A 25936-nucleotide genomic window follows, 5' to 3' on the forward strand; every position below is an offset into this window, starting at 1 on the left:
GGGCCCACTGTGCGCGCGGGGGCGCCCCTGCCGCCAGGGGGGGTGGTGGACGCTCGATGGCGCGGGGTTTGTGGTTGCCCCGGGGGGGGGGGGGCCCCCCCCCCTGGGGGCGCGCCCGACGCCTTTGCGTGTCGGCGGACAGCCATGGCGACGTTCGGCAGTCGGCGGATCGCCTACTCGTCGCGGTGCACCGTGTCCGGGGTGAAGCCGGGGAGGCAGACGGCGATGTAGTCGGCGCCCTCTTCGCCCCGAGTGCTGTAGCGGACCCATTCGCCGGCGGCGGTGTGGATGCCCTGGCCGGCCGCGACCTCGTGGGTGCCGCCCTCGTGCTCCACGGTGAGCACGCCGCGCAGGACCACCGTGTATTCGTCGAACTCGGGGCGCTGACCCGGCTCCTCCCAGCCGCCGGGGCTGGTCATGTGCGCGATGCTCAGCGCCTCGTCGCCGGTGTTGACCCGGCCCACGAACTCGCGAATGGTCTTGGGGATGTTCCCGGCCGCCTCGACGACGGTCGGCTTCTCGATGAATTTCGGCATGCCCCCATCCTGTCCCAGGAGGCCGCCGAATCGCCGACGGCCTGGCGTGGCGACGGGGGAATCGGCGTCGGCCGTGTCGATCCCGCGACTTCCGCCGGATGCCCCCGGGGCGCACACTGTAAGTAGCCGGGTCGTCACAGTGGAGGATGCCTATGGACGAGCACATCGACGAACACGAGCACCAGGACGGGCCGGAGCCGGACGGACGTACCTGGCGCACATGGGCAACGGGCGAGTTGATCGAACTCCCGGCCACCATCGCCGGCATTCGGGCCGCCTTGCCCGCCGAGCAGCGCGAGGAGTTCACCAAGGCGATCGAGGACACACCGGCACGGGACCTGCCCCTGACCCTCAACCGATGGGCCCGCCGCACCCGCCCGGAAGTCGACGAGGCAATCGAGCGAACGCACGACTGGGTCGAAGGGATCCACGCCGAAGCCGATGCAATGACGATCATGGGGGAGGAACGGAGTGTCGTACTCGATCGCGTACAGTCCCGCCTGCGAGAGGGCCCGCCTGAGTCTGCCCGCTGACAAGCGCCGGGATCTGGACAACGGCATGGCATGCATCGCCCAGGATCCGTACGGATGCGGATCGTCGGCGACGTACCACAAGGATAGGCGCGAGGCGACGTGTGGCAGCGTGATCGTGGTCTACCAAATCACGAATAACTCGTTGCTGGTCACGGTCGTGGAACTCATGGGGTGACAAAAGCGAAAGGAAGCCCCGACTCTCGAAGGGCCGGGGCTTCCGTCGTCGGGGTCAGTGGCCGGGGCGTGGTTTCGGGCGTAGGCCGCCGTAGCGGAGCGGGGTGATCGTGCCGGGCGGGATCGGGAAGGGCAGCAGGTCGTCGGGCCGGGCGCCGTCGGTGGGGAACCAGACGCCGTCGTCCGGCACGACGTCCGCCGGGTCGGCGGTCCACTCGGCTCGCGCCGCATCGAACGGCTGGACCGTCACCCGGCCGGTGTCGTCCACCCGCACGACCGCGCCGGGCGGCTGTTCGGGCCGGCGTGCGTCCATGACGTGCTTCACCTTGTCCCCGATGCCGCTGCCGCTCGGGGTTGTTTCGTCCGACGGTGGGATCGGTAGTTTCATGTCGACCTCGCTTCGGTGGGGGAGGCCGGGGGCCGGCGGATCACTGGCGAGCGAGCGCCGGCCCCTGGCGGTTGGCTGCTGACTGGATACCGCTTGTGGCCCTCTCCGCCGACCGGCCATGGAAAGGCGGAGAGGGTTCGGAGCCGCGCCGCCGGTAGCCACGACCAAATGGATTCGGCGGCACGGCAGTTCAGGAAGTGGCTTCCGGTCGGCCGGTCGGCCGCACGCTGTCGGAGGGCATGCGCCACTGGACATCCGGACCGAACCGGGCCATGGGGAAACGCACTTCGTTCGGCAGCGGTTGCGCCGCCACGATCTCGCCGGGCCCGCGCACATCGCGCACACCGTGCGCGACCGGGCCGGGTTGCCCGATGTCGGCTTCGTCGTCCACGACTTCGAGGCGCGCCATGGAAATGGTGTAGGCGCTGCCGTTGGCCGTGAGCGCCACGACATAGCCGGTGGCCACGCGGTAGAGCGTGCCCACGTATCCGCTCCGCGTGTCCCGAATGCGCACCTCGTCGGAGGCCGCCAAGAGACGCCGCAAGTCGGCTTCTGTGGGCGGTTGTTGTCTCGTCACGGTCATGGGCATGCCTGTCCCTCTCGCGCTGCGGCGGGTGGATATCCGGCCACATTCTGTGGACACGGAATGTCTATCCCAGGATCAAGCCGCCGCCTTACGATGCGGCCAGGCGAGAACCTGATTTGCGCAGCAATCAGGAATAAATGATCTTGAGGGATTAAACGACTTGGCCGAAGCGATCGACCCAACACAATCGTCCGCAAATATGTTCGCCGCACGCGTGACGAAGCTGCGTAAGTTGCGCGGGCTTACGCAAGCCCAACTGGCAGCCTTGATCCACGTGCACCCCACGCGCATCACCCAAATCGAACGGCGCACGGGCAGTCCGCCGACGTGGGAACAGGCGTGGCGCCTGGATGCCGCGCTGGGTGCCGATGACCTGCTCACGGACCTGTGGAAGGCGAGCCAGCGGGAGTTGGTCCCCGACTATGTGCGTGAGTACATGGATCGAGAGCAGGCGGCAATCGGCCTACGTTTGTACGCAGCGCAGATCGTGCCGGGCTTGCTTCAGACAAAGGCATACGCTCGCGCTACGCTCCGACTTGGGCAAGCGCTGACCAGTGACGACGAGCTTCGGGATCGTATCTCGCGACGTTTGGACCGTCAGGCGCGCATTCTGCGCGGCGACAGCCCTCCTCGTATCCGGGTCATCCTCGACGAAGCAGTTCTGGCCCGGAGCGCGGGCAGTCAGTCAGTGATGCGTGGCCAAATGGCCCGGCTGCTGGAGGAAGCGAACGCAGGTACCAAGATCCAGGTCTTGCCGTTCTGTGCGGGGGAACACGCGGCCATGGGTGGCTCTCTGACACTTGTTCAGACGGCGGACGGCAGCCGATACGCGTATACCGAAAGTGCATTCGATGGGCGACTCTGGGAGGGGCGGTCAGAGGTGAACGCGTTTGGCCTAACCTACGAGCAACTTCGGGCATCGGCCCTGTCTGCTCGGGAGTCCGAAGCGATGATCAGATCCGTAGCGAAAGGTATGTATCGTGCACCCCACCGGTTGGCGAACTTCCAGCTACAGCAACCAGCAAGGCGCGGAGTGCGTGGAAGTCGCTACATCCCAAGACGCCGTTCCGGTTCGTGACAGCAAAGATCGAAGCCTGGGTCACCTCATCGTCCCTACGGCTTCGTGGACGGCACTTACAGAGGCGCTGCGCGGTTAGCGCGACCTGACGCCCCGTCGGCCGTTGCCGGTCGGCGGGGCTTCCTGCTGCCTCTGCCGGGGTTGCGCCTTTGGTTGCGTGGTGGCTGGTGCGGGGCCGGTCAGAGTCGGTGGTGGGCCGCCGCCGGCGTGCGGGGCTCCGGGACGCAGGGCTCCCAACGAGACCGGCGCGTTGCTCGGCAGGAAAAGCGGCCGGCAGCGGCGGGTAGGGAGGGCGCTCGGGTCGGGTCCTCCGGAGAGGCTTTGCGGGTGGGTCGGGTGCCTTCCGGTGAGAGTCGCGTCTTGGTCGGTTGCGCGGGGTCGGTCAGAGTCGTCGAGCGGGGTCGCCGCCAGCGTGCGGGGCTCCGAGGCTTGGGGTTCCTGACGAGATGACGGCGTTGCTCGGCGGGAAAAGCGGCCGGCAGCGGCGGGGAGGGTGGGGGCTCGGGTCGCGTTCGCCGGAGAGGCTTCGCGGGTGGGTTGGGTGTTCCCGGCGGGCGTTGCGCTTTCGGTTGCGGAGGGCTGGTGCGGGGTCGGTCAGAGTCGTCGAGGTGGGCCGCCGCCAGCGTGCGGGGCTTTGAGACCGGGGCTCCTGGCGAGGCGGGTGCGTTGGTCGGCGGAAAACCGGCCGGCAGTGGCGGGCGGGGAGGCGCTCGGGTGGGTCTGCCGGGGAGACTTCCCGAGTGAGTCGGGCGGCCGGGTGTTTTCGGGGTGCGGTGGGCATGTGGGTGACGGAGGTTCACGAAACCGGATCCCGTGGGGTGCCGCAGCCTCCGCACGAGAGAAAACCGCAGGTCAGCGCAAGCGACCGCCGTTTCGAGCGCCTCGGGATCCGGTTTCGACGCCCACAGGGCACTTTCGGCCTCCGAGAGACCGCAGCGCCCGGGATCGGCTCCGACTGAGCGGTTTCGGTCTCCACACGGGAGTCGAGGGGGCCGGAGCACACGAATCCGGCACTCGACACCCGACTTTCCAACCCAACCCCACAAAACCGCAGGTCACCGAGACCCGAAGCCCCCAACCACCCACCGGGATCCGGTTTCGCACCCCAACCTCTCTCCAGACGCCCCCGAAACACCCCAACCCACCGGGAAGGCCCCACGGCACGCTCAACCCGCCCCGTCACCCCGCCCGCCGCTGCCAGCCGTCTTTCCCGCCGAGCAACGCCGGCGTCTCGTCGAGAACCTCGCGTCTCGGAGCCCCGCACGCCGGCGGCGGCCCACCCTCGACTCTGACCGGCCCGCGCAGCCGACCGAGACGCGGCTCTCGCCGAAAGCACCCGACCCACCCGCGAAGCCTCCCCGGAGGACCCGACCCGACCACCCACCCTCCCCGCTGCTGCCGGCCGGTTTTCCGCTGAGCAATGCGCCCGTCTCGTCGGGAGCCCGCCGTCCCGGAGCCCCGCACGCCGGCGGCGGCTCACCACCGACTCTGACCGGCCATGCACCAGCCACCCGCAACCACAAGCGCAACACTCACCGCGAACGCCCGACTCACCCGGGAAGCCTCCACAGCAGACCCGGCCCGAGCCCCTTCCTGCCCGCTGCTGCCGGCCGGTTTTCCGCTGAGCAACACACCCGTCTCGTCGGGAGCTTCGGTCTTGGAGCCCCGCACGCCGGCGGCGGCCCACCACCGACTCTGACCGGCCCCGCACCAGGCCACCCGCAACCGAAAGCGCAACGCCCGCCGGGAGCAACCGACCCACTCGAAAAGGCCCCTCAGCAGATCCGACCCGAGTCCCTCCCTGCCCGCTGCTGCCGGCCGCTTTTCCCACTGAGCAATGCGCCCGTCTCGTCGGGAGCCCTCCGCCTCAGAGCACCGCACGCCGGCGGCGGCCCACCACCGACTCTGACCGGCCCCGGACCGGCCACCCGCAGCCAAAGGCGCAACGCTCGCCGGGAGCACCCGACCCACTCGGGAAGCCCCCAGCAGACCCGGCCCCGAGTACCTACCTCACGCTCCGCTCCCTCCCCAACCCAACCCAACCCAACTCCACCCACCCCACCCCGCCCACCCCACCCGCCCGTAAATCGTTGGCCACCTCCCCCAGCCCCTTGGGACCGTGGAGGCGACGGGGAAGCGGCCGCTCGGCGGTCACGGGGGAAGGGGGCGGCCATGTCCACACTCAAGGTCACGGTCGAGCGGTTGGTGGTGCATCCGCACCCGAATGCCGATGCGTTGGAGCTGGCCCAAGTCGGGTTGTACCGGGCCGTTGTCGCCAAGGGGGCCTACGTCACCGGCGATGTGGCGCTCTACATCCCGGAGCAGGCGGTGTTGCCCGCCGGCCTCGTCGAGGAACTCGGGCTCACCGGGAAGCTCGCCGGCTCGGCCAAGAACCGGGTGCGGGCCATCCGGCTGCGGGGCGAGTTGTCGCAGGGCATCGTCTGTCGGCCGGCCGCGCTGGCCGACCTCGACCTCGATGCCGCGCTCGCCGACGGCAAGGACTTCGCCGAGCTGCTCGGCATCGTCAAATGGGTGCCGCCCATCCCCGTGCACATGAGCGGCGACATCGTGGCCGCGCCCGATCTGCTGCCGTGGGTCGACATGGAGAACATCCAGCGCTACCCGGACCTGTTCACGGCCGGCGAGCCGGTGGTGGCCACCGAGAAGATCCACGGCACGGCCTGCCTCTACACCTACCTCACTCACACCGGCGAGAGCTTCGTCTCCTCCAAGGGCTTCGGCGCCCGGTCACAGGCGCTGGTCCGGGACGAGCACAACCTCTACTGGCGCAGCGTGCTCGCGCACCGGCTGCCCGAGGTCGCCGCGGAGGTGGCCGCGCGGTTCGGCGCGGCCCGGGTGGGCGTGTTCGGCGAGGTGTTCGGGCAGGGCGTGCAGGACCTGGGCTACGGCGCGCAGGGGCGGTCCGAGCTGCCCGGCTACGCGGTGTTCGACATCGCGCTCGCGGACGAGAGCGGCGCGGTACGGCACGTCGACGCCGAAGAGTTGGCCGACCTGCTCGCCGACCTCACGATCGCGCCGCCGGTGGTGCCGACCCTCTACACCGGGCCCTACGACGAGGCCGAACTGCCGGCCTTGGCCGAGGGCCGGGAGACCGTCTCGGGCACCGCCGCGCACCTGCGCGAGGGCCTGGTGGTGCGCCCGGCACGCGAGCGGTACAGCGCCGTGGTCGGGGGGCGCGCGATCGGCAAGATCGTCTCCGCGTCGTACCTGATGCGCAAGGGCGGCACGGAGTACGAATGAGCGCACCCTCGGGAACCCTCGGGCCCCCTGGAGACCCACCGCCCTGGGCCGAATGAGAGAGGATGGCGTCGATACGTCTGGAGAGGATCCTTCATGAGCATCGACCCGTCCTCGCTTCCGAGGTCGACCTTCGTTCCGGCCGCGCCGGTCGTCAAGCCGTCGGCGGACCTGATCAACCAGGTCCTCGACGAACTCCAGGTGAACCATTTCACCGACGACGAGGGCGACATCTGTGCGCCCTGGGATGGCTTCCGCGTCTACTTCATGCTGCGCGGAGACAAGCAGGAGATCTTCACGGTCCGGATGTTCCTGGACCGTGCGTTCGACCCGGCCGACCGGCCGCGGATGCTGGAACTGCTGGACGAGTGGCACCGCCAGTTCTTCTGGCCCAAGGTCTACACGCACGAGCACGAGGGACAGCTGCGGCTGATCGGCGAGGCCCAGCTCGACTGCGAGCCGGGGATCAACCGCGAGCTGTTCGTGTTCACCACGCGCGCGTGGATCAGCACGTGCATCTCGTTCGCGAACTGGATCACCGAGCAGTACGGCCCCGAGGACAAGCCGGCGACCGACGGCGAGGCATAGGCGGAACCCGCGCGTGTGGGGGCCGCAGCCCGACCCCCACACGCAACCGCCCCTGCCATCCACTGGCTGGGACTCAGCCGGCGAGCCGCTTGGCGGCCTCCTCCAGGACCTCGACGCGCTTGCAGAAGGCGAAGCGGACCAGGGGGCGGCCCACCTCCGTGTTGTCGAAGAAGACCACCTCGGGGATCGCGACCACGCCGCGCAGTTCGGGCAGCTTGCGGCAGAAGTCGAGGCCGTCGGCGTAGCCGAGCGGGGTGATGTCGGTGGTGGTGAAGTAGGTGCCCTGCGGCTCGTAGACGGTCAGTCCGGCCGCCCGCAGCCCACCGCCGAGCAGGTCGCGCTTGTGCCGCAGGTCCTCGCGCAGCCCGTCGAAGTACGTGTCCGGCAGGCGCAGCGCGTGCGCGATCGCGGGCTGGAACGGGGCGCCCGAGGTGTAGGTCAGGAACTGCTTGGTCGTGCGTACCGCCGCGATCAGCTCCCTCGGCGCGCACACCCAGCCGACCTTCCAGCCGGTGAACGAGAACGTCTTGCCCGCCGACGAGATGGTGACGGTGCGCTCGCGCATGCCCGGCAGGGTCGAGATCGGGATGTGCTCGCCGGTGTAGACCAGGTGTTCGTACACCTCGTCGGTGACCACGATCAGGTCGTGCTCGATCGCGACGGCGGCGATCGCCTCCAGCTCGGCCCGGGTGAGCACCGTGCCGGTCGGGTTGTGCGGGGTGTTGAGCATGATCACCCGGGTGCGGTCGGTGACCGCCGCGCGCAGCTCGTCGAGGTTCGGACGAAAGTGCGGGGGGCGCAGGGTGACGCCCACCCGGCGGGCGCCGGCCATCGCGATGCAGGCCGCGTACGAGTCGTAGAACGGTTCGAGCGCGATCACCTCGTCGCCCGGTTCGAGCAGCGCGAGCAGCGCGGCGGCGATCGCCTCGGTGGCGCCGGTGGTGATCAGCACCTCGCCGTCCGGGTCGAACGTCTGGTCGTAGAAGCGCTGCCGGTGCTCCGCCACGGCCAGCCGTAGATCCGGGATGCCGTCGCCCGGCGGGTATTGGTTCGCCCCGTCACGCATCGCCGCGACGGCTGCCTCGATCACCTCCGCCGGGCCGTCGGTGTCGGGGAAACCCTGGCCGAGGTTGATCGCGCCGGTGGTGCGCGCGAGGGCGGACATCTCGGCGAAGATCGTCGTGCCGAGGCCGTCCAGGTGTCTGGCCAACAGGGGTCGGTTCATCCGTACGGCTCCTTCGCGAGGGTCGGCTCTTCGGGCCCATCCTCGCCTGCGACACCCCGGTGCTCACAGAGTGCCCTTCACCCGTTCGTGTGATTGCCTTTCACCTTCGTGGGTGACGACGGTGTGCCTTCGGGCGCCTACGGTGAGTCATGTCCCCTGGTTTGCAGCCGATTGTCGCCCCGGGAGCCTCCCGAGGGTGTTCCCGTTGCCCGGACAGATGAGCGCGAGACATGCACGCCACACTCACCACCACGTACACCGACACCCGTGCGGACGCCCTCGGCTGGTGCCTGGGTCTGCCGCCGCTTCCCGCGTTGGCCGCGCGCGACGTCGACCTCGGAGGACTGAAGCTGGACCTGCGCCTGCTCGGCGCCTCGCACCAGGTGCTGATCGGCCCCGAGCCGGGCGGGGGCGAGCCGGTGTCCGAGACGGTCGCGTGCGTGCCGGGCGCGGCCACCCCGCTGCCCGCCCGGGCCGCGACCCGGCTCGGTCGGTGGGAGTACGAGTTCACCGCACTGACCCAGCAACTCGGCGACGGCGCGTTCGCGGCCCGGGTGCGCGAGATCGTCGCGCTGGCCACCGGGCACCGCTACGGCCTGATCGGCGAGTATCCGGGCCTGCCGTACGCGGTCACCGCCATGGTGGTGGAGCGCTGCGGGGCGGGCGCGGTCTGGTCCACGTGGCACACATACCCGCAGGAATGCCGGATCGTGAGCACCCGGAGCCGCGCCATGTGAGGCCGCACGCGCGCGGGACCGGCGGGCGCGGGCCCGGCGCGCGCACCCGCACCGCGTAGTCGGATCGGGTGAACCGTCGGCGCGTTCGGCGATCCCCGCGCGCTGCGCGCCTAGCGTGCTCGGGGTGAACTCCCCAGCGCCGCGCGCCGCCACGATCGTGCGCGCGTCGGCCGCCCGGACCCCCTCCACCACGATCGCCCCCGGGCCCGCGCGATTCGTGGTCCTGCTCGCCGTCCTCGTCTGCGCGGCCTGCGGCCTGGTCTACGAACTCGCGCTGGCTGCGCTCGGCGGCACGCTGGGCGGCGATCCGGTGGTGGAGACCTCGATCGTGTTGTCGGTGATGGTCTTCGCAATGGGCGTCGGCGCGCTCGTCGCCAAGCCGTTCGTGCGCCGCGCGGCACCGGCGTTCCTGGCCGCCGAGATCCTGCTCGCCGCGTGCGGCGGGATGTGCGCGACCGTGCTGTTCGCCGGGTTCGCCTGGTACGACGTCTACCGCTGGCCGATGATCGCCGTCGCGGCCGTGCTCGGGCTGCTGATCGGCGCCGAGATCCCGCTGTTGATGACGCTCGTCCAGCGGATCCGGCCGCAGGAGGCGGGCAGCGCGGTGGCCGACCTGTTCGCGGCCGACTACGTGGGCGCGCTGGTCGGCGGCCTGCTCTTCCCGTTCCTGCTGCTGCCGCGCCTGGGCCAACTGCGCACGGTGGTGCTCGCGGGCATGGTCAACGCGATCGCCGGCGCGCTCGTGGTGTTGTGGCTGTTCCGGGCCGACCTGCCGGCGCGCCTACGGATGGGCATGTACGCCGCGGTGGGCGCCGTACTCGCACTGCTCGCCGGCACCTGGCTGTACACGCCCGCCTTCGAACGGGCCGCGCGCGACGCCCTCTACGACGGCGACGTGGTGTCCGCCCACGAGGACGTGGTGGTCACCCACACCGCCGCCGGCCCCGAGATGTACGTGGCCGGCGAGCGCCGGGTGGCGGCCACGGGGGCGAGCGAGACCGCCCAGGCGCTGGTGCACCCGGCGATGGCCGGCCGGCACGAACGGGTGCTCGTGCTCGGCGGGGGAGACGGGCTGGCCCTGCGCGAGGTGCTGCGCTACGCGGCGGTGCGCGACGTGGTGGTCGTGGTCGCACACCTCGGCGAGACCGCGCCTGCCCGCACCGATCCCGCCCTGCGCGCCCTCGCCGGCGACGCGTTCGCCGACCCCCGGGTGCGCGTGGTCGGCGCGGACGCCTTCGCGTGGGTACGGGCGAGCGCCGAGCGCTTCGACGTGGTGGTCGCCGACCTGCCCGGGCCCACCGTCGGTGCCGCCGCGCGCCTGTACACCCAGGAGTTCTACGGCCTGACCCGCACCGTGCTGCGCCCGGCGGGCCGGATCGTGGTGCGCGCGCCCGCGCCCGATGCGCACCGCCGAGCGTTCTGGTGCGTCGACGCGGGCCTGCGCGCCGCGGGGCTGCGCACGCTGCCCTATCGGATCACCGTGCCGGGCCCGGCCGATCGCGGCTTCCTGCTCGCCGCGCCCGCGCCCGCGCTCGTGCCCGGGGCCGCGTTGCGGCCGGCCGACGACGCGCCGGACCCGGCGGTCGTACCGTTCCTGGCCGCCGACCGTCCCGCCCTCGCGAGTTCGTTCCCGCCGCACGAGGCACGGGTGGAGGTGCCGCCGTCCACCCTGAACGACCCGCGCATCGCCGACTACGCCCGCGAGTAGCCCGGCCCGCGTGTGGCCCACCCGCTCAGCGGATCGACATGTAGGCGCGGAACGCCTTGTGCAGCGCGGGCTGCACCGGGTACTCCCACTCGCCCAGGTTCTCCACCACGCGCCCGTTCGTGCCCAGCTTCCAGCGCAGCACCCCGAACAGTCGGTCGTCGGGGTCGATCACCGGACTGACCCCGCGCATGTCGTAGACCGGTATGCCGCGCTCGTGCACGTCCTGGATCATCCGCCACTGGAGCGCGTGGCTGGGCCGCACCCCTCGGCCGTGGTCGGTGGAGGCGCCGGTCTGGTACCAGACCCGCTCGCCCGCGGTGATCAGCGTGTGCGCGGCCAGGAGCCGGTCCTCGAACCGGGCCAGGTACAGCTTCATCCGGCCCGCAGCCTCGGTGTTCAGCGCCCGGTACTGCCGCTGGTAGTACGGGAGTTCGCGGCCCAGCCGGAACCCGTTGCGGCGCTCGGTCACCTGGAGCAGGTCGAAGAACGCGGGCAGGTCCTCGTAGCCGCCCACGGCGATGTCCACGCCCGCCTTGCCCGCCTTGGTGATCGCGCGCTTCCACTCCTGGTTGAAGCCCGCCTTGACCTGGTCCAGGGCCCGTCCCTCGAACGGCAGCTCGAAGGTGTACCGGGGCTGCGCGTCCGCGCCGTCGCCCGAGGCCCGCCACCCCAGGTCGCCCAGCCGCAGCGCGACCGTCGCGCCCAGCGGGTCGATCTCGTCCGGGGTGACCCGATCCAGGTGCTTGAGCCCGTGCCGGACCGCGTCCTTGACGGTCTGCGCCTGCCAGCGCCGATAGGCCAGCGGCGGCCCCATCCGCACGGTGAACACGTGCCTGGCGCGCATGTGTTCGATCAGCGGCGCCAGCCAGCGCTGCGGGTTCGGGTCGGCCCAGTCGATCACCGGGCCCTCGGGGAGGTACGCGAACCAGTACGGCACCTTGGGCATCTTGCGGTACAGCACCAGGGCCGTGCCGACCACGGCGCCGTTCGCGTCGAACCAGCCGATGCCCTCGCTGCGCCACGCCTCCTTGACCACGGCCCACGACGGGTACTGCAGGAACCCCGCGTCGCCGCGTCCGTCGAGATGCGCGAGGTGCGCGTCCGCGGTCAGCGGGGCGACCCGCAACGCCCGGTCGGCCGGCCCGGCGGGCGCGACGGAGCCGGCGGGCGCGGCGGGAACGGACGGTCGGGCGGGCGGCGCCGGAAGCAGCGTGACCACGGGACGTCTCCTAGGGGACGGAGTGATGCGGGTGGGGTAGCCCCGCAAACCCTTAGAGCCCGTGGGCGAACGGTTTCGTCACCGAGAAATTCGGATGCAACGGAAGTGGCCTCCCAGGCACTCAGACAACGGGGGAGCATGTCCGAAACCCCGAACGCGGCCGAATTGGAGACGTTTGTGAGCCATGTCGTCTCGGGTCGACCGGGGGGCCGGCACGCTCGTGCGGAGGATCGCCGACCCGGGTCCGAGACACCGGCGCACGGGCCCGCGCGCCCGGTCGAGCGGGCGCCGGGTCGGGGCGAAGGGGGCAAACCCGAAAGAGCCGGCGGCCGATCGATGCTGCGCGGCGGCGCGAACCTGGCGCTCGGCTCCGCGGTCTCCCGGCTGACCGGGTTCGCCCGCAGCGCCACCGTGGTCGCGGCGCTGGGTACCGGCCTGTTCGCCGACGGCTACAACGTGGCGAACACGGTGCCCAACATCCTCTACATCCTGCTCGTCGGCGGCGCGCTCAACTCGGTCCTGGTACCGCAACTGGTGCGCGCGGCCCGGCGCGACGCCGACGGCGGGGCCGGCTACACCGACCGGCTGTTGACCGCGGTGGGCTGCCTGCTGCTCGTGCTCACCCTCGCCGGTGTGCTCGCGGCGCCCGCGATCGTGTCCGCCTACGCGGACTACGACGGTGCCCAGCGCACGCTGACCGTCGCACTGGCCCGGATGTGCCTGCCGCAGATCCTCTTCTACGGCATGTTCGCGCTGGTCGGCGAAGTGCTCAACGCGCGCGGGCGGTTCGGGCCGATGGCCTGGACGCCGATCCTGAACAACGTCGTGGTGATCGCGGTCTTCGGGTCCTTCCTGCTGGTCGCGCACGATGTGCGGGATGCGCAGGGCATCACCCCGGCGCAGGTCCGCCTCCTCGGCCTGGGCACCACGCTCGGCATCGTCGTACAGGCGCTGACCCTGGTGCCGTACCTGCGCGCGGCGGGGGTGCGCTTTCGGCCCCGCTTCGACTGGCGCGGCCACGGCCTGGGCGCGCCGCTGCGGATGGCCGGCTGGGCGGTCGCCATGGTCGGCGTCTCGCAACTGGGCTACTGGCTGGTGACCCGGCTCGCGGTCGAGGTGTCCGACAAGGCGGTGAAGTCCGGGCTCGGCCACGGCGTGGGCTACACCGCCTACGCCAACGCGCAGTTGCTCTGGATCGTGCCGCACGGCGTGGTCACCGTGTCGATCGCGACCATGCTGATGCCCCGAATCAGCCGTGCGGCGGCCGACGGACACCCCGCCACGGTCCGCGCGTTGGTCTCCCGGGGCCTGCGGCTGAACGCCCTGGTGATCGTGCCGGTGTCGTTCCTGTTCCTCGCCCTCGGCCCGCAGGTGACCGCGGTGGTCTTCCAGCACGGCATCACCACCGAGGCGGACACCCGTGCGATGGGCCTGATGTTGACCGCGTTCGCGCCCGGGCTGATCGCCTACTCGGGGCAATACCTGATCCAGCGCGGCCTGTACGCGGTACAGGACGCCCGCACGCCGTTCTGGGCCAACGCGGCGATGACCGCGGCCGGCGCGCTGTTCTCGCTGGTCGCCTACTGGACGCTGCCCGCCGAGTGGGCGGTCACCGGGATGGCCGCCGGATACAGCGTCGCGCAGGTGATCGGCCTGGTGTGGCTGGCCCGGGTGTTGCGCCGGCGGCTGCGCGGCCTGGACACGGTCCGGGTGGCGCGCACCCACCTGGGCCTGGCGCTGGTCTCCGCGGGCGCGGCGGGCGGCTCCTGGCTCCTGGCCCGCTGGTGTGCGCACACGCTCGGCTCGGGGCCGCTGGGGGCCGCGGTCGCGCTGGCCGGCGCGGTCGTGTTGTTCGCGGTGATCGTGGCGCCCGTGGCCTACCCGAGGGCCCGCCGGTTGTGGTTGCCCGAGGAGCCGGCGCGGCCGGCCCCGGACCCGGACGCGATGCCGAGGGTGATCGACCCCGACGCGCCGACCGGGCGGCACCGGCGGGTGTGATGGGGTGGGCGGTACACACCGACCGTCCGGGTCGGTGCGCGGGCGCGTCGCCGGACGGCGGCCCGCCGCCACGAACGGGGGAGAACGGATGCAGTACGAAGTCGTCGTGCCGATCCCGGTCCGATCTGTCTGGGAGACCTTCCACGACGCCGAACGCCTGGGGCGGTGCATCCCGGGCCTGACGCCCGAGGAGCCGGTCCGCGGCGGTACCGAGGGTGTCGTGCTGACCGGCCGCTGGCGGGTGCGGGTCGACGCCGACACCGTCGCCTTCCGCGGCCTGCTCCGGCTTGCCGCCGCGGCCGAGCCGCTGGCGCTGATCGCGACCGTGGTCGGGGTCGAGGAGTCGGGCGCGGCCGGGGGCGAGGGGCCGCGCGCCGCCCGCCTGGACGCCGAGTTCACGGTGCGGCTGTACGACCTCGCCGCGGCCGAGGACGACGACGCGGAGCACACCGGCGAGACCCGGATCGTGTTCGCCGCCGAGCCGGGCGAGTTCGGCCCGGTCGAGGCCGCGCGGCAGACCGCGTTCGCCCGCGCGGCCGACCTGTTCGCCGCCGCGCTGGCCGACGAACTCGCGCCCGAGACGGCGGCCGACACGCCGTTCGAGCCGGTCCGCCCGCTCGCCGAGCCGTTCTCGACGCCGCCGCGCACCCGGCCCGTGCCGCCGCGTCCGGCCGAGGCCGGCTCCGAGGCGGACCTGTGGTCCGAGGTCGGACACGGCAGCGGACGCGCCGCGCGCCGGGCGATCCGGGTGCTGGTCCCGGCACTGGGTGCGGTCGTGCTCTGGCGCCTGGTCCGGGTCCGGGCCCGCCGCGAGCGCGTCGGCCGAGCCTGAACGGGCCGGGTGGGTCGCGGCGATAGGCTCCCGTGCCATGACCTCCGACCGTGATGCGCTGCTCGAACAGATCAAGACCAAGGCCGTCGTGCACGGCCGGGTCGTCCTGTCCTCCGGTCGGGAGGCGGACTACTACGTCGACCTGCGCCGGATCACCCTGGACGGCGAGGCCGCGCCGCTGGTCGGCAAGGTCATGCTCGACCTCACCGCCGACCTGGACTTCGACGCGGTCGGCGGGCTGACCCTGGGCGCCGACCCGGTGGCCGGGGCGATGCTGCACGCCGCCGCCGCGCAGGGCCGCAGGCTGGACGCGTTCGTGGTGCGCAAGGCCGGCAAGGCGCACGGCCTGCAGCGCCGGATCGAGGGCCCGGACGTACGGGGCCGCCGGGTGCTCGCGGTCGAGGACACCTCCACCACGGGCGGCTCGGTGCTGACCGCCGTCGAGGCGCTGCGCGAGGCCGGCGCCGAGGTCGTCGCGGTCGCGGTGATCGTCGAGCGCGGTGCCGCGCCCACCGTGGAAAAGGCCGGCCTCGAGTATCGGGTCGCCTACCACCTGGAAGACCTCGAACTGAATTAGCGGCCCCCCGCCCGCGCATTCCGCCGTCGGCCGTCCCGTGTGATGCCTTGCGCATTCATGGGACGGCCATTGCTTTTTTCGCCGTCTCGGATATTGTCGAACCAGTTCCGACGTCGGCGCATCCGCCGACCGGACTTCCCGGGGGGGAAGTATGAATTCGTCGTGTATGCCGCCCTGCACGCGCTCGCCGCGCTGTCGCGGCCGAGTCGTCCTGCGCCGATCGGGGCGTTGAACACCTCTGCCCTTTCCCCTCGGGCCGCCGGGTCGGTTCCCCGTCCGACCCGGCGGCCACCTTCGCCTTCGGCAGCCTCCGAGTCCACCCCGCTCCCGGTCCCCGTCCGGGGGCGGGGTGTTGTGCATTGCACCGACCGCCCGGCGGCCCGACGCACGGCGAAGCGGAAAGGTTGTACGCCCGCGTATTTCATTCCGGTCAATTGCCGGTGTCGTACCCGGAACACCCTCCGGGACGACAAAAAGCGGCGGCGCGCCAATGCGTGCCGCCGCTTCGGAGCGTATGTGTTCAGTTACCCGAGGAAGCCGCTTCGCGCTTCGCCTCCCGCTTGCTGCGCACGACCTCGATGATGATCGGCAGCACCGAGATGAGCACGATGACGAAAACGCCCGGCAAAAGATATTTGTCGATGCTGCTGCCGATCGTGTCACCGAGCTTGTAGCCGAGCAGGATGATGCCGTCGGTCCACACCAGGCCGCCGATGACGTTCCAGAGGAAGAACGTCCGGGCCGGCATCTCCAGCACCCCGGCGACCGGGTTCAGGAAGGTGCGGACGATCGGGATGAACCGGGCGAGCAGCACCGCCTTGGCCGGGCCGAACTTCTCGAAGTACTGCTCGGCCTTGGTCACGTACTCGGCCTTGAACAGCTTCGAGTCCGGTTTGCTGAACATCTTCGTGCCGTAGCGGGCGCCCAGGAAGTGGCCGAACTGGGCACCGGCGATCGCGCACACCGGTGCCCCGAGGAGCAGCCAGGGCAGCGAGATGGATGTGCCGACGATCTCCTCCGCCGACGAGGACGCGGCGACGCCGGCCAGGAACAGCATCGAGTCGCCGGGGAAGAAGAACCCGACCAGCAGACCCGTCTCGGCGAAGATGATCGCGAGGATGCCGATGAGTCCGAACGTCGAGATGAGGGACGTCGCGTCGAGGACGTTGACAGCTTGGAATTCCACCTTGTGAGGGTAGTGCGCGTGTGGCCCGGGTGGTCACCCGTCCCCGCTCCGGGGCACGCATCATTACCGGGTCGGGACGTCCGGCGGCGATCGAGGGCCGTTTTCGGCGGCGTCCGCATCTGCGCGGACACACGTACGTACACAGAGTCAGGGGTAGCACGTGGGCAACGAGCGGCTGGTGGTGATCGGCGGTGACGCCGCCGGGATGAGTGCGGCCTCGCAGGCCCGGCGGCGGCGCGGCGAGGACGACCTGGAGATCGTGGTGATCGAGCGGGGCCGGTTCACCTCGTACTCCGCGTGCGGCATCCCGTATCTGGTCTCCGGGGACGTGGACGGCCCCGACGCATTGATCGCCCGTACGCCCGACGAGCACCGCAAGCGCGGGATCGACCTGCGCCTGGGTGTCGAGGCGGAGGGTCTGGACCTGGATCGCCGCACGGTGGAGATCCGCGACCTGACCACCGGCAGGCCCGATCGGATCGGCTTCGACCAGCTGGTCCTGGCCACCGGCGCGGTGCCGATCCGGCCGCCGCTGCCCGGGATCGACGCACCCGGCGTGCACGGCGTGCAGACCCTGGAGGACGCCCGCGAGTTGATCGAGTGGTTGGCCCCCGAGCACCGGCGGGCGGTGGTGATCGGCGGCGGCTACATCGGCATCGAGATGGCCGAGGCGATGGTCCGCAAGGGCCTGGCGGTCACCGTCGTGGACCGCTCCGCGCAGCCGATGTCCACCCTGGACCCCGACATGGGCGCCCTGGTGCACGAGGCCATGGAGGGCATGGACATCGACGTGGTGACCGAGACCGAGGTGGTGGGGATCGAGGTGACCGACGGTCGGGCGAGCGCCGTACTGACCGCCGACGGCCGTTTTCCCGCCGACATCGTGGTCCTGGGCCTGGGCGTGCGCCCCGCCACCGAACTCGCCCGCGCGGCCGGCCTGCCGCTCGGCGCGAGCGGCGGGCTGACCACCGACCTGCGGATGCGGGTCGGCGTCGACGGCGGCGTCGAGGGCATCTGGGCCGGCGGCGACTGCGTCGAAGTGCTCGACCTCGTCTCCGGCCGCCGCCGGCACATCGCGCTCGGCACCCACGCGAACAAACACGGCCGGGTGATCGGCACCAACATCGGCGGCGACTACGCCACCTTCCCCGGCGTGGTCGGCACCGCCGTCAGCAAGGTGTGCGACCTGGAGATCGGCCGCACCGGCCTGCGCGAGAAGGACGCGGCGGCGGCCGGCTTCGAGTTCGTCACCGCGACCATCGAGTCCACCGGCCGGGCCGGCTACTACCCGGGCGCGCGGTCGATGCGGGTCAAGATGATCGCCGAGCGCATCACCGGCCGGCTCCTGGGCGTACAGATCGTCGGCCGCGACGGCGCCGCCAAGCGCATCGACACCGCGGCCGTCGCGCTCACCCACCGGATGACGGTCGAGGAGATCACCTCCCTCGACCTGGGCTACGCGCCCCCGTTCTCCCCCGTCTGGGACCCGATCCTGGTTGCCGCCCGCAAGGCGGCGCAGAAGGTCGCCGAGGATCGCTGACCCGCCCCCGGCCCCCGCCGGCCGGGGGTCAGCTCGTCGGCGGTTTGTAGCCGGAGAGATCGAGGGACGCGACCACCCGGTCGGCGATGTCGGAGCCGGCCGGGAGCCCGATGGTGTGGATGTACACGCCCTGGTCGACCAGCCACCACAGCCGGATGTCGTACGGCCCCACGTCGGCGCATGTCACGGTCCAGGAGCGGTACTTCGCGGGGTGCCCGGCGACCGTCACGGTCGACTTGGCGGTCAGCCGCACGGTCGATTCCCGGTGCGCCGGAGGCGTGACGGGGACGCCGTCGCGCATGCACGACGGCCGCGGCGGTCCGCCGTCGTCCTTGTCGACGGTCCCCGTCGAGGGCCAGCTCCCCGAGGTGTCCGGGACGGGCTCGACGTTGACCCAGGCGCCGTGACCCAGGCAGTCGCCGGTGTACGCGGGGTCGGCGAGCACACACTCGTGCCGGGCGTCCTCCCGCACCACCCGCCACGACGGCTGGGTCCGGAACTTCACCGCCGAGACGTCGTCGGACCTGGGCTTGGCGGACGAACCGGGAGCGGTGCTCGCCGGCTTCGACGACGGCGGCCGGGTCGTCGGGCGGTTGTCGGATCGGGTGTCCTCCGACCCCGCCGTGCTCGACGCCGGCGTCCGGTTCGCCTCCGGGACGTCGATCGCGGCGATGTCCGTCGGCGGCGCCGACGTCATGCCGGGGGAGGGGGTCACGAACACGGTGGGCAGTGGCGTGGACACCCGGGACTGGAGCGGCGTGCTCCGGTTCGTGGTGGGCGCCTCCACCAGGGACACGCCGCCGACGGCCGCCGCGGTCAGGAGCACCGCGGCCAGCGGCAGCCCGATGGTCTTCCACCGGGAGGGTGCGGCCCCGTCGGGGTGCGGCGGTGACGGCGGTCGCAGCCGGCACACGGTGACGGTGTCCGCCCGGGCCGCCATCGCCGCGCGCAGCAGGTCCTCCACCGATTCGTCGCGCGCATTGTGTTCGGTCACGACTGTTCGTCCTTCATGAGTTTTTCGAGGGCGTCGATGGCACGACTCGCCGTGGACTTCACCGCTCCACGGGAGAGTCCGAGCGTTTCGGCGATCTGCGCCTCCGTCATGTCCGACCAGTAGCGCAGCACGAGCACCTCGCGCTGTCGCGGGGCCAGGCGCTGCACCGCGCCGAGCACCCGCAGATGTTCCTCGGACAGCACCACGGCGTCCTCGGGCGAGGCGGCGGCCGGCTCGTGTGGGGGAACGTAGGCACGGGCCGTGCGGCGCCGGCGCAGCACCGAGCGGGAGAGGTTGACCACCGACGTGCGCAGGTAGGCCATCGCGTTGTCGACGTCGTCCAGATCCTCGCCGAAGCGGCGGTACAACGCGGTGAAGGCGTCCTGGACCACGTCCTCGGCGGTGCCCAGGTCGTCCACGAGCAGGATGGAGAGTCGGACCATGCCCAGCCGTTGGGCGTGGTAGAGCTGGGTCAGGGTCGGGCGGGCAACCGGTTCCTCCCGGCCGCCCCGCAGGATGCGCAGCCGCGGTCGGCGCGTTGCGGCATCGGCCGTCGCGTCCTCGGACGCGGACTCCGGCGATCGCTCGCCGCCCCCGAATGCCGGCATGCTCAGCAGCGCCACGGCCCCGCCGCCCCCTTCGCTGTCATCGGACCGCCCCCACCCCATGTGCACAGCCCGTGTCCGGTAGACGTCTCGACGCGCCCCGGGTTGCGCCCGCCGCCGAAGTCCCTGTGCATGACAGGGGTGTCCCCTGGGGAAGGTGGTGGGAAGAAAACGAAGACGCGTTCCGTGGGTCGTGATCCGCCGCTCTCCGCTTGCCCCTTCACCTACCAAGCAGCTTGTCCGATGGGATGGTTGCGTCCCGAGTGAAAGTCCGTGCGGAAGATTTTTCCGAGCCCGGTGTGGCCTCTGTGGCACCGTTTCGATGATCCGTCGGATCCTCGGTCCGCTCCGCCGAACGTGGCGGACTGGATGCGGTGTCGATCAAGTCGGTCTGCCAGGATGGGCGGCAAGCGGGGATACGGCCATCCGTGTCCGAAACCCTCATATCACCGCCGGCTCGAGCAACAAGGAGCACACGCATGCCCATCGCAACTCCCGAGGTCTACGCCGAGATGCTGGACCGGGCCAAGGCCGGTCGATTCGCCTACCCGGCGATCAACGTGACCTCGTCCCAGACCCTGAACGCGGCGCTGCGCGGGTTCGCCGAGGCGGAGAGCGACGGCATCGTCCAGGTGTCCACGGGCGGCGCGGAGTTCCTGTCGGGCACCACCGTCAAGGACATGGTGGTGGGTTCGGTCGCGTTCGCCGAGTACGCGAAAGTGATCGCCGAGAAGTACTCGGTGAACATCGCGCTGCACACCGACCACTGCCCCAAGGACAAGCTCGACGGGTTCATGCGCCCGCTGATCGACATCTCCGCGGAGCGTGTGGCCAAGGGGCAGGACCCGCTGTTCCAGTCGCACATGTGGGACGGCTCGGCCGTACCGCTGGCGGAGAACCTGGAGATCGCCCGTGAGCTGATCGCCAAGTGCGCCGCCGCGCGGATCGTCATGGAGCTGGAGATCGGCGTCGTCGGCGGCGAGGAGGACGGCGTCGCCAACGAGATCAACGACAAGCTCTACACCACCGCGGCCGACGCGCTGGAGACCGTCGAGGCGATCGGCCTGGGCGAGCAGGGCCGTTACATGCTGGCCGCGACCTTCGGCAACGTGCACGGCGTGTACAAGCCGGGCAACGTCAAGCTGCGGCCGAGCATCCTCAAGGACCTCCAGGACGCGGTCGGCGCGAAGTACGGCCGGGAGAAGCCGTTCGACCTGGTCTTCCACGGCGGCTCCGGCTCGCTGCTCGAGGAGATCCGCGAGGCGCTGGACTACGGCGTGGTCAAGATGAACGTCGACACCGACACCCAGTACGCCTTCACCCGCCCGATCGTCGACCACATGCTGCGCAACTACGACGGTGTGCTCAAGGTGGACGGCGAGGTCGGCAACAAGAAGCTGTACGACCCGCGTTCGTACGGCAAGGCGGCCGAGACCGGGATGGCCGAGCGGGTCGTCGAGGCCTGCCGCGATCTGCGCTCCGCGGGCACCCGGATGAAGTAGTCGACACCCGCGATCGGCGACGATCCGCGCAGAGGCCCGCGACCACGAGGTCGCGGGCCTTTGCGCGTGATGGGCGATCATGGGGTCCATGACCATCGACCAGAACCTTTTCGGCGGACCCGATCCCACCTACCTGCCCGAGGAGTCCGAGCCGCTGGCGCTGCTCGTGGACGGCGTGCCGGCGGCCGAGGTGGCCGCGAAGTTCCCGACCTTCTCGCTCGCGTGGGCCGACCTGGCCGACGAGGCCTTCGAGCGGGGCAGCGTGATCGAGTCCTACGCCTACGCGCGGGTGGGCTACCACCGCGGACTGGACGCGCTGCGGCGGGCGGGGTGGCGCGGGCACGGGCCGGTGCCGTGGGAGCACGAGCCGAACCGGGGGTTCCTGCGCTCCCTGCATGCGCTTGCGCGGGCTGCGGGGGCCATTGGTGAGGAGGAGGAGTACTCGCGCTGCACCATCTTCCTGCGGGACAGCAGTGCGACGGGGGCCAACGTCCTGGAGGGCTGAGCACCCGGCCTCCGGCCGAGGTGGCCTCAAACGCCGGCCGGGCTGATTGGCCTCAAGCGCCGGCCGGGCTGAGTTTGGCCTCAAACGCCGGCCGGGCTGGTGGGTTTGCCTGGCCGGCGTTTTTGGGTGGTTGCTGGGTGGCTGTGCCCATGTGGGGCGCGGTCGCTGCGGTGTCACGCCGGGACGAACAGGCGCCAGGCTGTCGGGCGTACCGTCCAGGTGCGCAGGTGGACCGGGCCGGTGGGCATTCCGTCGGCGGCGTAGGTGAAGTCGCGGCCGCGTACCGTGATTTCGTGTGCGCGCAGTTGTACCGGTGCGTCGAGGACCGGGTTGGGGCCGAAGCGGGACGTGCCCGGGTGGCCGGTGATCATCACGGTCGCGGTGCCCGCGCCGTTCGAGCCGTTTGCCCCGTGTGTTCCGTTTCGGCCGTTGTACCCGTTCACTGTGACTTCCGTCATCCTCGGGCCGGGCGTGCTCGACCCGTCGCAGCCCAGGTGCACGGACAACACGGGGCGATCCGTGTCGGCCACGACCCGACCGTCCGCCTCGATCCGCAGCCGGTGTCCCGAGGGCCCGACGGCGGCGCCGACGGTGCTCGACACGGTTCGCGCGGCCTGGTCCCACAACCCGCGCCAGCCGCGTCCGGACATGCCCGTGACCGGCCCGACGCGGCCGGCGCGCACGCCGTGTCCGATCCGGACCGAGCGCAGCGCGAGGCCGCCCAGGTCGTCCGACAACAGGTCGAAGGAACGTTCGTTCTCGCCCAGTGCCACGCGTGCCGCCTTGGCGGGCTCGGCCGGCAGGCCCAGCGCCTCGGCGAGCCCGTGGCCGCTTCCGGTGTCGATCGGGACGATGCCCAGCGGGGTCTCGCCGAGCTCGCCCGCACGATCCAGTAACCGCGCGACGGCGTGTACTCCGGCATCCCCGCCGATCACCACGACACGCCGACGCCCCCGCCGCGCGAGGGCGCGCTGCAGGTCGGCGGGGTCGGTGGGAATGACGATCTTGCTGGGGGCGCAGGCCCGCAGAACATCGAGCGCGACCCGGACGGATTCGCCGTCCGCCGAGCGAGCCGCAGGGTCCGTGATCACGAGCAGCGAGCGCTCGGCCGACACCGGTCGTCCTTCCTCAGGTAACCTCTCCCCGCAAGAGCCCCTTGCCGCGCATCGCGTCAAGGGGCTTGGACCGTCCGGGGCTCCCGTTGTCAAACATGCCCCGCCTGGAAGGGGTGTACGCCTCATGCCCGCACTCGTACTCGTCGGCGCCCAATGGGGAGACGAGGGCAAGGGGAAGGCTACCGACCTGCTCGGCGGATCCGTCGACTACGTGGTTCGGTACCAGGGCGGCAACAATGCCGGCCATACCGTTGTCATCGGCGATCAGAAGTACGCCCTCCACCTGCTGCCCTCCGGCATCCTCACGCCCGAGTGCACGCCCGTCATCGGCAACGGTGTCGTGGTCGACCCGGGGGTGCTGCTGCACGAGATCAGCACCCTGGTCGAACGTGGCATCGACACCTCCAAGTTGCTCATCTCGGGCAATGCGCACCTGATCACGCCGTACCACCGCACTTTGGACAAGGTGACGGAACGGTTCCTCGGCAAGCGCAAGATCGGCACCACCGGACGCGGCATCGGCCCGTCCTACGCCGACAAGATCAACCGGGTCGGGATCCGCGTCCAGGACCTGTTCGACGCGGGCATCCTGACCCAAAAGGTCGAGAGCGCGCTGTCGGACAAGAACCAGATGCTGGTCAAGATGTACAACCGCCGCGAGCTGAAGGTCGAGGAGATCGTCGAGGAATACCTCGGCTACGCCGACCAGCTGCGGCCCTACGTCGCCGACACCACGCTGGTCCTGAACCAGGCCCTGGACCAGGGCAAGGTCGTCCTCCTCGAGGGCGGTCAGGGCACGCTGTTGGACGTGGACCACGGCACCTATCCGTTCGTCACCTCGTCCAACCCCACGGCGGGCGGCGCGTGCGCCGGATCCGGCATCGGCCCGACCAAGATCACCGGCGTGATCGGCATCCTCAAGGCGTACACCACGCGCGTGGGTGCCGGCCCCTTCCCGACCGAACTCTTCGACGAGGACGGCGAGGCGCTGCGCCGGATCGGCCACGAGCGCGGCGTGACCACCGGGCGCGACCGGCGCTGCGGCTGGTTCGACGCGGTCATCGCGCGGTATGCCACGCGGGTCAACGGGCTCACCGACTTCTTCCTGACCAAGCTGGACGTGCTCACCGGGTGGGAGCGGATCCCGGTCTGCGTCGCGTACGACATCGACGGCGTGCGGCACGACGAACTGCCCATGTCGCAGACCGACTTCCACCACGCGAAGCCGATCTACGAGATGTTGCCGGGCTGGACCGAGGACATCACCGGCGCGCGCACCTTCGCGGATCTGCCGGGGAATGCGCAGGCGTACGTCCGGGCCCTGGAGGAGATGTCCGGCGCCCCGATCTCGGCGATCGGCGTCGGCCCCGGCCGCACGCAGACCATCGAGATCAACAGCCTGCTGCGCGGCAAGTAGCGCAGGGCTTCGAGGCCACGCGGGGTCCTGCCGACACACTGTCGGCAGGACCCCGTGATCGGTGACAATCTGTCGCTTCGGACGGCGTTTGCCCGGCCTTAGGGTGGGCCGCATGAGCACTCTGGACCCGGCGGCCGGGAAGGCCGTCTACGACGCCGACCGCGCCCACGTCTTCCACTCCTGGTCCGCACAGGGGCTCATCAGCCCGCTGGCGGTCGCGGGCGCCGAGGGTTCCTACTTCTGGGACTACGACGGCAACCGATACCTGGACTTCGCGTCCCAGCTGGTCAACACCAACATCGGACACCAGCACCCCAAGGTCGTCGCGGCGATCAAGGCACAGGCCGACAAGCTGTGCATGGTCCAGCCGGCCTTCGCCAACGACGCCCGCAGCGAGGCCGCGCGGCTGATCACCGAGCTGGCGCCCGGCGACCTGAACCGGGTCTTCTTCACCAACGGCGGCGCCGAGGCGAACGAGAACGCGATCCGGATGGCGCGGCTGCACACCGGCCGGCACAAGGTGCTCTCCACCTACCGCTCGTACCACGGCGCCACCGCCAACGCGATCGCGCTGACCGGCGACCCGCGCCGCTGGCCGAACGAGACCGGCGTGTCCGGCATCGTGCACTTCTGGGGCCCGTACGCCTACCGCTCCGCGTTCCACGCCGACGGCGAGGCGCAGGAGTGCGAGCGCGCGCTGGCGCACCTGGAGAACACCATCGTGTTCGAGGGCGCCCAGACGATCGCCGCGATCGTGCTGGAGACCGTGGTCGGCACCGCCGGCATCCTGGTGCCGCCGGCCGGCTACCTCGCGGGTGTGCGGGCGCTGTGCGACAAGTACGGGATCATCTTCATCGCCGACGAGGTGATGGCCGGGTTCGGCCGCACCGGTGCGTGGTTCGCGGTGGACAACTGGGACATCACCCCCGACCTGATCACCTTCGCCAAGGGCGTCAACTCCGGCTACGTCCCGCTCGGCGGCGTGATCATCTCGGACCGGATCTTCGAGACCTTCCGCGAGCGCCCCTACCCGGGCGGCCTGACCTACTCCGGTCACCCGCTGGCCTGCGCCGCCGCCGTCGCGACGATCAACGCGATGCGCGACGAGAAGATCGTCGAGAACGCCAAGTGGCTCGGGGAGAGCGTGATCGGCCCCGAACTGCGCGCGATGGCGACGCGGCACGCGAGCGTCGGCGAGGTGCGCGGCCTCGGCGTGTTCTGGGCGATCGAGCTGGTCAAGAACAAGGAGACCCGCGAGCCGCTGGTCGCCTACAACGCCGCCGGCCCCGCCGCGCAGCCGATGAACGAGTTCACCGCGGCATGCAAGGCACGCGGCCTGTGGCCGTTCGTCAACATGAACCGCACCCACGTGGTGCCGCCGTGCACGAGCACCGAGGCCGAGGTCAAGGAGGGCTTGGCCATCCTGGACGAGGCGCTGACCGTCGCCGACGCGTTCTGCGGGTAGCCCTTCGCACTGCGTGCAACCCTTCGCGAACCGGGCCGTACCCGCGCCGACTTCGGCGCGGGTACGGCTTTTTCGCGTTTCCACCCCCGGTGTTCGCCGTCCGATCACCCCTTCGGGCACCGACTCCCGGCGTCCCGGGCGAAATCGGATGGGCACGTTGCTCCCCAAAT

The 25936-nt window shown here is 71.1% G+C and carries 24 protein-coding genes; 15 read left to right on the forward strand and 9 right to left on the reverse strand.

The genetic code is table 11. The annotated features are described in order from the left end of the window. Positions 1-173: 173 nt before the first annotated feature. Positions 174-536 carry a cupin domain-containing protein gene (locus tag ACFXKZ_RS26255; RefSeq protein ID WP_380003422.1) on the reverse strand — a complete coding sequence of 121 codons (363 nt, stop codon included), beginning with the start codon at positions 534-536 and terminating at the stop codon, positions 174-176. Positions 537-688: 152 nt separating this feature from the next. On the opposite strand from ACFXKZ_RS26255, the gene ACFXKZ_RS26260 reads away from it, so the two are divergent. After that, positions 689-1069, forward strand: a complete 381-nt coding sequence (locus tag ACFXKZ_RS26260; protein WP_380003424.1) for a hypothetical protein — start codon at positions 689-691, stop codon at positions 1067-1069. A 229-nt stretch (positions 1070-1298) separates the two neighbouring features. On the opposite strand, the gene ACFXKZ_RS26265 is transcribed toward ACFXKZ_RS26260, so the two are convergent. Further along, complete coding sequence (locus ACFXKZ_RS26265; RefSeq protein WP_380003425.1) at positions 1299-1631, reverse strand: hypothetical protein; 333 nt, start codon at positions 1629-1631, stop codon at positions 1299-1301. A gap of 190 nt (positions 1632-1821) precedes the next feature. Beyond that, positions 1822-2115, reverse strand: a complete 294-nt coding sequence (locus ACFXKZ_RS26270) for a hypothetical protein (RefSeq protein ID WP_380003427.1) — start codon at positions 2113-2115, stop codon at positions 1822-1824. Between the two features lie 262 nt (positions 2116-2377). Here ACFXKZ_RS26270 and ACFXKZ_RS26275 point away from each other — a divergent pair, with 262 nt between their 5' ends. The 4 genes from ACFXKZ_RS26275 to ACFXKZ_RS26290 all read left to right on the forward strand — a co-directional run bounded on the left by ACFXKZ_RS26275 (position 2378) and on the right by ACFXKZ_RS26290 (position 7141). Then, on the forward strand, positions 2378-3295 hold the full coding sequence (locus tag ACFXKZ_RS26275) for a helix-turn-helix domain-containing protein (protein WP_380003428.1): 918 nt from the start codon (positions 2378-2380) through the stop codon (positions 3293-3295). Then, positions 3255-3374, forward strand: a complete 120-nt coding sequence (locus tag ACFXKZ_RS26280; RefSeq protein WP_380003429.1) for a DUF397 domain-containing protein — start codon at positions 3255-3257, stop codon at positions 3372-3374. The genes ACFXKZ_RS26275 and ACFXKZ_RS26280 overlap by 41 nt, the downstream gene beginning before the upstream one ends. Before the next feature lie 2093 nt (positions 3375-5467). Further along, positions 5468-6556 carry an RNA ligase (ATP) gene (locus ACFXKZ_RS26285; RefSeq protein ID WP_380003430.1) on the forward strand — a complete coding sequence of 363 codons (1089 nt, stop codon included), beginning with the start codon at positions 5468-5470 and terminating at the stop codon, positions 6554-6556. Between the two features lie 93 nt (positions 6557-6649). Beyond that, positions 6650-7141 (forward strand): YbjN domain-containing protein, encoded by a 492-nt coding sequence (locus tag ACFXKZ_RS26290; protein ID WP_380003431.1) that lies wholly within the window; start codon positions 6650-6652, stop codon positions 7139-7141. Between the two features lie 73 nt (positions 7142-7214). Here ACFXKZ_RS26290 and ACFXKZ_RS26295 read toward each other — a convergent pair whose 3' ends face one another. Then, positions 7215-8366: a pyridoxal phosphate-dependent aminotransferase gene (locus tag ACFXKZ_RS26295; RefSeq protein WP_380003432.1), complete on the reverse strand. Its 1152-nt coding sequence runs from the start codon at positions 8364-8366 to the stop codon at positions 7215-7217. Between the two features lie 230 nt (positions 8367-8596). On the opposite strand from ACFXKZ_RS26295, the gene ACFXKZ_RS26300 reads away from it, so the two are divergent. After that, a complete protein-coding gene (locus tag ACFXKZ_RS26300; RefSeq protein ID WP_380003433.1) occupies positions 8597-9103 on the forward strand; it encodes a DUF2617 family protein in 507 nt (168 codons plus the stop codon). Positions 9104-9227: 124 nt separating this feature from the next. Then, positions 9228-10811 carry a polyamine aminopropyltransferase gene (locus ACFXKZ_RS26305; RefSeq protein WP_380003435.1) on the forward strand — a complete coding sequence of 528 codons (1584 nt, stop codon included), beginning with the start codon at positions 9228-9230 and terminating at the stop codon, positions 10809-10811. Between the two features lie 25 nt (positions 10812-10836). Here ACFXKZ_RS26305 and ACFXKZ_RS26310 read toward each other — a convergent pair whose 3' ends face one another. Next, the gene (locus ACFXKZ_RS26310; RefSeq protein WP_380003437.1) at positions 10837-12030 is read right to left on the reverse strand and encodes a lipid II:glycine glycyltransferase FemX; all 1194 of its coding nucleotides are present in this window, start codon (positions 12028-12030) and stop codon (positions 10837-10839) included. Positions 12031-12366: 336 nt separating this feature from the next. On the opposite strand from ACFXKZ_RS26310, the gene murJ reads away from it, so the two are divergent. From murJ to pyrE, 3 genes are all read left to right on the forward strand, one after another. Then, positions 12367-14028, forward strand: coding sequence for a murein biosynthesis integral membrane protein MurJ (murJ, locus tag ACFXKZ_RS26315; RefSeq protein ID WP_380003438.1), 1662 nt, complete (start codon positions 12367-12369; stop codon positions 14026-14028). An 88-nt stretch (positions 14029-14116) separates the two neighbouring features. Beyond that, positions 14117-14860 (forward strand): hypothetical protein, encoded by a 744-nt coding sequence (locus ACFXKZ_RS26320; protein WP_380003440.1) that lies wholly within the window; start codon positions 14117-14119, stop codon positions 14858-14860. A 37-nt stretch (positions 14861-14897) separates the two neighbouring features. Further along, a complete protein-coding gene (gene pyrE / locus ACFXKZ_RS26325; protein ID WP_126636590.1) occupies positions 14898-15437 on the forward strand; it encodes an orotate phosphoribosyltransferase in 540 nt (179 codons plus the stop codon). Between the two features lie 520 nt (positions 15438-15957). Here the strand turns inward: pyrE and ACFXKZ_RS26330 are convergent. Next, complete coding sequence (locus ACFXKZ_RS26330) at positions 15958-16623, reverse strand: DedA family protein (RefSeq protein WP_078976160.1); 666 nt, start codon at positions 16621-16623, stop codon at positions 15958-15960. Positions 16624-16783: 160 nt separating this feature from the next. On the opposite strand from ACFXKZ_RS26330, the gene ACFXKZ_RS26335 reads away from it, so the two are divergent. Next, positions 16784-18163, forward strand: coding sequence for an FAD-dependent oxidoreductase (locus ACFXKZ_RS26335; RefSeq protein ID WP_380003443.1), 1380 nt, complete (start codon positions 16784-16786; stop codon positions 18161-18163). Between the two features lie 28 nt (positions 18164-18191). Here ACFXKZ_RS26335 and ACFXKZ_RS26340 read toward each other — a convergent pair whose 3' ends face one another. Both ACFXKZ_RS26340 and ACFXKZ_RS26345 read right to left on the reverse strand, forming a co-directional pair. Next, positions 18192-19157 carry a hypothetical protein gene (locus ACFXKZ_RS26340; RefSeq protein ID WP_380003444.1) on the reverse strand — a complete coding sequence of 322 codons (966 nt, stop codon included), beginning with the start codon at positions 19155-19157 and terminating at the stop codon, positions 18192-18194. Next, positions 19154-19780 carry a sigma-70 family RNA polymerase sigma factor gene (locus ACFXKZ_RS26345; RefSeq protein ID WP_380003445.1) on the reverse strand — a complete coding sequence of 209 codons (627 nt, stop codon included), beginning with the start codon at positions 19778-19780 and terminating at the stop codon, positions 19154-19156. The genes ACFXKZ_RS26340 and ACFXKZ_RS26345 overlap by 4 nt, the downstream gene beginning before the upstream one ends. Before the next feature lie 461 nt (positions 19781-20241). Between ACFXKZ_RS26345 and fbaA the strand changes: the two genes are divergently transcribed. Next, positions 20242-21264, forward strand: a complete 1023-nt coding sequence (gene fbaA, locus ACFXKZ_RS26350) for a class II fructose-bisphosphate aldolase (RefSeq protein WP_380003446.1) — start codon at positions 20242-20244, stop codon at positions 21262-21264. Between the two features lie 88 nt (positions 21265-21352). Then, complete coding sequence (locus ACFXKZ_RS26355) at positions 21353-21769, forward strand: DUF3151 domain-containing protein (RefSeq protein ID WP_380003447.1); 417 nt, start codon at positions 21353-21355, stop codon at positions 21767-21769. A 173-nt stretch (positions 21770-21942) separates the two neighbouring features. On the opposite strand, the gene ACFXKZ_RS26360 is transcribed toward ACFXKZ_RS26355, so the two are convergent. Further along, the gene (locus ACFXKZ_RS26360; protein WP_380003448.1) at positions 21943-22884 is read right to left on the reverse strand and encodes a diacylglycerol kinase family protein; all 942 of its coding nucleotides are present in this window, start codon (positions 22882-22884) and stop codon (positions 21943-21945) included. Positions 22885-23008: 124 nt separating this feature from the next. Here ACFXKZ_RS26360 and ACFXKZ_RS26365 point away from each other — a divergent pair, with 124 nt between their 5' ends. After that, positions 23009-24301 carry an adenylosuccinate synthase gene (locus ACFXKZ_RS26365; RefSeq protein WP_380003449.1) on the forward strand — a complete coding sequence of 431 codons (1293 nt, stop codon included), beginning with the start codon at positions 23009-23011 and terminating at the stop codon, positions 24299-24301. A gap of 112 nt (positions 24302-24413) precedes the next feature. Beyond that, a complete protein-coding gene (locus ACFXKZ_RS26370; protein ID WP_380003451.1) occupies positions 24414-25766 on the forward strand; it encodes an aspartate aminotransferase family protein in 1353 nt (450 codons plus the stop codon). Positions 25767-25936: the final 170 nt, after the last annotated feature.

Origin of the sequence: Embleya sp. NPDC059237, from assembly GCF_042754105.1 — a bacterium.
Taxonomy (GTDB): Bacteria; Actinomycetota; Actinomycetes; order Streptomycetales; family Streptomycetaceae; genus Embleya.